Source organism: Pseudomonadota bacterium (assembly GCA_022361155.1).
GTDB lineage: Bacteria > Myxococcota_A > Polyangia > Polyangiales > JAKSBK01 > JAKSBK01.
On sequence record JAKSBK010000126.1, the window covers coordinates 1 to 5,154 of the forward strand.

A 5,154-nucleotide genomic window follows, 5' to 3' on the forward strand; every position below is an offset into this window, starting at 1 on the left:
CGAAAGAGTCCGGCCGGTGACCGTCGCTCCAGCTGCGAGCCGCCACCGCCGCACCGCCCGCGGATATCCCCAAGCCTCAAGGCGGGTCAGGTCGCCTTAGGGACGCGAAAGAGTCCGGCCGGTGACCGTCGCTCCAGCTGCGAGCCGCCACCGCCGCACCGCCCGCGGATATCCCCAAGCCTCAAGGCGGGTCAGGTCGCCTCGCCTTCGGTGCGAGCTGCGTACGGCCAGCTGGTGCGGGTCTACCGTGCGAACGTGCCTGCCTGTGCGAACGGAGCGGACCGCCTCGGCCTTTCGCGGCCCCATGGGTAGCGGCGTTGTGGGTTCCGTGCCCACCGTTGAGCGCCGAGATCGGCGATGGTAGTGTGAACCATCCGTGAGCAGCACGGGGAGCCGCCATTGGATTGGGTCCTCCTCGGGCGGAGCGGGTCCGCTCGAGTCTTCTAACGAAAGGGGCACGGATGCAGGGACCACATTTCGAAGATTCCTGGGCAGTGGGCTGCGCTGGCTCCGAGGATCCCAACCCGGCCGGCGAGATGGGGCACGGATGATCAAGCTCGAGGATCTCCGACCCAACGCCGTGGTCCGCGGGATTCTGCCCGACTGCCTTGTCTCGGTCGTGGGCGTGCAGTGGTTCGGGTCTGAGGCGCTGGAGCTCACGTATAAGGATCCCGGTGGCCGCGTCGCCAACCAGCTCCTCTATCGCCACGACGAACCCCGCCTCGAAGTCGTGGAGCAGGGACGCCCCTGGAGCTTCGATGGAGACGGTGGCCTGTTCCGTCTCGTGTCGGAGGCCCACCGCATTCGCCTCGCGCACCTTTTCGACCCGGTGCTGGCGGTCCACACGTCGCTCGTCGATCCGTTGCCGCACCAAATCACTGCCGTCTACGAGTCGTTGCTCTTGCGCCAACCGCTGCGCTTTCTTCTTGCCGACGACCCCGGGGCGGGCAAGACGATCATGGCCGGGCTCTTGATCAGGGAGCTCATCGCACGCGGCGATCTCCATCGCTGTCTCGTCGTGTGCCCGGGCAGTCTTGCCGAGCAGTGGCAGGACGAGCTCTACCGCCGCTTCCAGCTGCCGTTCGAGATCCTCACGACCGACAAGCTCGAGGCAGCGCGCACAGGCAACTGGTTCATCGAGAACAACCTCGTCATCGCCCGCCTCGACAAGCTATCCCGCAACGAGGACGTCCAGGCGAAGCTCAACGCGCCCGACTGCCGTTGGGACCTCGTCGTCTGCGACGAGGCACACAAGATGTCGGCCACGTTCTTCGGCGGCGAGATCAAGTACACGAAGCGCTACAAGCTCGGGCAGCTGCTGTCCGCCACCACGCGTCACTTCCTCCTGATGACCGCGACGCCCCACAACGGCAAGGAGGAGGACTTCCAGCTCTTCATGGCTCTGCTCGACGGCGACCGCTTCGAGGGGCGTTTTCGCGACGGTGTGCACGTTGCCGACGTGTCGGATCTCATGCGGCGCACGGTGAAGGAGACGTTGGTCAAGTTCGACGGAAGACCGCTCTTTCCCGAGCGCATCGCGTACGCCGTTCCCTACCAGCTGTCCGACCCCGAGGCTCGGCTCTACAAGGAAGTCACCAACTACGTCCGGGAGGAGTTCAACCGCGCCGAGGCACTGCAGAACGACAAGCGGGCCGGCACGGTCGGTTTCGCGCTGACCATTCTGCAGCGGCGTCTCGCCTCGTCCCCGGAGGCCATCTACCAATCACTGAGGCGACGCCGCGAACGCCTGGAAAAGCGCCGGCGCGAGATGGAGCTATTGCAGCGCGGGGCAATCTCGCAAGCGCTCGCCGCCGCTACACCCGAATTCGATGCCGAGGACTTCGAGGACCTCGAGGACGCACCCGACATCGAGATCGAAACCGCCGAGGAACAGGTACTCGACCAGGCCACGGCCGCGCGCACGATCGATGAGCTGAAGGCCGAGATCGAGACCTTGGGGCGCTTGGAGTCGCTGGCGGTTTCCGTGCGACGCGGCGCGGAGGACCGCAAGTGGCGCGAGCTGGCGAACCTTCTCTCCGAGATCTTCACGCCCGATGGACTCGCGTCCCGGGTCGCGGAACCGACCACGCCCTACGGCCACGTCATCCCGAAGCCCACGCCTTCGGCATCGCAGAAGCTCGTGATTTTCACCGAGCATCGCGACACCCTGAGCTACCTCGAAGATCGGATCAGCACCCTTCTCGGTCGCAAGGAAGCGGTCGTCGTCATCCACGGGAGCCTCGGCCGCGAGGAGCGGCGCAAGGCCCAGGAAGCTTTCCTCCACGATCCCGCGGTCAAGATCCTTCTTGCAACCGATGCCGCAGGCGAGGGCATCAACCTCCAGCGTGCGCACCTCATGGTCAACTACGACCTGCCCTGGAACCCGAATCGCATCGAGCAGCGGTTCGGCCGGATCCACCGCATCGGCCAGACGGAAGTCTGCCACCTGTGGAACTTGGTCGCTGCGGAAACGCGGGAGGGCGACGTCTACCAAACGCTGCTGGACAAGCTCGAGGAAGCGCGCAAGGCGCTCGGCGGCCAGGTCTTCGACGTTCTTGGCAAGCTGCAGTTCGAGGGCAAGTCGCTGCGCGAGCTGTTGCTGGAGGCCGTCCGCTACGGCGAGCAGCCTGAAATTCGCGCCCGGCTGACGCAGGCCATCGCGAACGCCGTTGACCGGGGGAAGATCCAGGATCTTCTCGAAGAGCGGGCGCTCGTGCACGACGGAATGGATGCGAGCCGTCTCCAGCGTGTGCGCGAAGACATGGAGCGCGCGGAAGCGCGACGGTTGCAGCCTCACTACATCGAGTCGTTCTTCATCGAGGCCTTCAAGCGGCTCGGCGGCACGGTACGTCAGCGGGAGCCGCGCCGCTTCGAGGTGAGTCACGTCCCAGCGACGGTCCGCAACCGCGATCGCCTCGTCGGCATCGGCGAGCCGGTTCTGCCGAGGTACGAACGCGTCGTCTTCGAGAAGCCGTTCATCGCACCTGTGGGGCAGCCGCTCGCGGCCTTCGTTTGTCCGGGCCACCCGCTTCTCGATGCCGCGCTCGACCTGACCCTGGAACGTCATCGCGATCTCCTGCGGCGAGGGACCGTGCTCGTGGATGAGCGTGACGCGGGCCCTTCGCCCCGGGTCGTGTTCTACCTGGAGCACGCGATTCAGGACGCCAGCGTCACACGTGCAGGCGACAGGCGGACGGTCTCGAAGCGCATGCTCTACGTCGAGCTCGACGCGCCGGAAGGCGCACGCCACCTCCACTACGCACCGTACCTCGACTACCGGCCCCTCGCTGACGACGAGCCCTCCGTGCAGGAGCTCCTCGACCGGTCCGAGTGCGCGTGGATCACCCGGGAGCTCGAGCAGAAAGCATTGGGTCACGCGATAGCCCATGTCGTGCCCGAGCATCTCGACGAGGTGCGTGGCAGGCGTCTGCAGTGGATCGACAAGGCGCGCGCGGCGGTCAAGGACCGCCTGACGAAGGAAATCGGCTACTGGGACCACCGCGCCGAGCAGCTCCGCCTGCAGGAACAAGCGGGCAAGGCACCGGCGCGCTTGAACTCGCAGGAGGCGCGCCGGCGTGCCGACGATCTTCAAGCCCGCTTGCACAAGCGCATGGAGCAGCTCGACCTGGAAGCACAGGTGTCGGCCATGCCACCGGTCGCTCTCGGTGGTCTCGTCGTCGTGCCGGCGGGTCTCATCGCCGCCATGACGGGCCGGGCGGCTGCCGTGGCCGCGACGACCGTGGACACGCAGGCCGTCGCCGCGCGCGCCCGCGCCATCGTGATGGAGGTCGAAAGGAATCTCGGCTTCGACCCGGTCGACCGCGAGTACGAAAAGCTCGGCTACGACATCGAAAGCAAGGACGGCCGGACCGGGCGGCTGCGGTTCCTCGAGGTCAAGGGACGCGACGAGAACGCCCAGACGATCACGGTGACCAAGAACGAGATCCTCTACTCCTTGAACAAGCCCGACGACTTCATCCTCGCCATCGTCGAGTTCCGCACCGACGACACCCACCGCGTCCATTACGTGCGCCGCCCCTTCCACCGCGAGCCTGACTTCGGCGTGACGAGCGTGAACTACGACTTCGGCGAGCTGCTCGCCCGCGCGGAGGCGCCGCGATGACGGCGGCCATCGTTCCGTTGGAGCGGATCGAGCAGACGATCCTGCTCATCCGCGGGCACAAGGTCATGCTCGATGCCGACCTTGCAGCCCTATACGGCGTAGAGACGAAGGCGCTCAACCGAGCCGTCCGCCGCAACCTCGAGAGGTTCCCGGAGGACTTCATGGTTCAGCTCACCGAGCAGGAGGTGGCGGCTTTGAGGAGCCATTTTGGCACCTCAAACGCCGGCGGGAGCGCGATTTTGAGGTCACAATTTGGCACCTCAAAGGGCCGCGGCGGCCGCCGCTACGCACCCTACGCCTTCACGGAGCAGGGCGTCGCGATGCTGTCCAGCGTCCTTCGTAGCGCCCGCGCGGTCCAGGTCAACGTCCAGATCATGCGGACCTTCGTCAAGCTACGCCGCCTGCTGGCCACGCACGAGGATCTGGCCCGCAAGCTCGACGCCCTCGAGCGCAAGTACGATCGCCAGTTCAAGGTCGTCTTCGATGCGATCCGCGAGCTGATGGCGCCACCTGATCCGAAGCCGCGGCGGCGGATCGGTTTCGGCGCGGAGGACAAGCGGTGACCTACAGGAAAAAGCTCATCGAGGTGGCGCTGCCGCTCGATGCCATCAACAAGGCCTCGGCGCGGGAGAAATCGATCCGGCACGGGCACCCCTCGACGCTGCACCTCTGGTGGGCGCGACGACCGCTGGCCGCCGCGCGAGCGGTGATCTTCGCCCAAATGGTCGACGATCCGTCCGCCAACCCGGACTTGTTCCCGACTGAAAAGAAGCAGGAGAAGGAGCGACAGCGGCTCTTCAAGATCATCGAGGAGCTCGTGAAGTGGGCCCGTCGTCGCAGCCTGATGCCCGCCACCTTCGGCCTCGCCTGCTGTGCGATCGAGATGATGGCGACCGGGACCGCCCACTACGACATGGCCCGCTTCGGGATGGAGACATTCCGCGCGTCGCCGCGTCAGGCCGACCTCATGATCGTCGCCGGACGCGTCAGCCAGAAGATGGCGCCGGTGCTGCGCCAGATCTACGACCAGA

3 protein-coding genes are annotated in these 5,154 nt (G+C 66.2%); all 3 read left to right on the top strand.

Annotated elements, in window-relative coordinates; translation table 11 throughout:
• Positions 1-547: 547 nt before the first annotated feature.
• Positions 548-4,123, top strand: a complete 3,576-nt coding sequence (locus MJD61_04330; GenBank protein MCG8554503.1) for an SNF2-related protein — start codon at positions 548-550, stop codon at positions 4,121-4,123.
• A complete protein-coding gene (locus MJD61_04335; GenBank protein MCG8554504.1) occupies positions 4,120-4,686 on the top strand; it encodes an ORF6N domain-containing protein in 567 nt (188 codons plus the stop codon). Before MJD61_04330 ends, MJD61_04335 begins: the two co-directional genes overlap by 4 nt.
• Positions 4,683-5,154: NADH-quinone oxidoreductase subunit NuoB (gene nuoB, locus MJD61_04340; GenBank protein ID MCG8554505.1), on the top strand; the 472-nt coding region annotated here is incomplete at its 3' end. The genes MJD61_04335 and nuoB, both read left to right, overlap by 4 nt.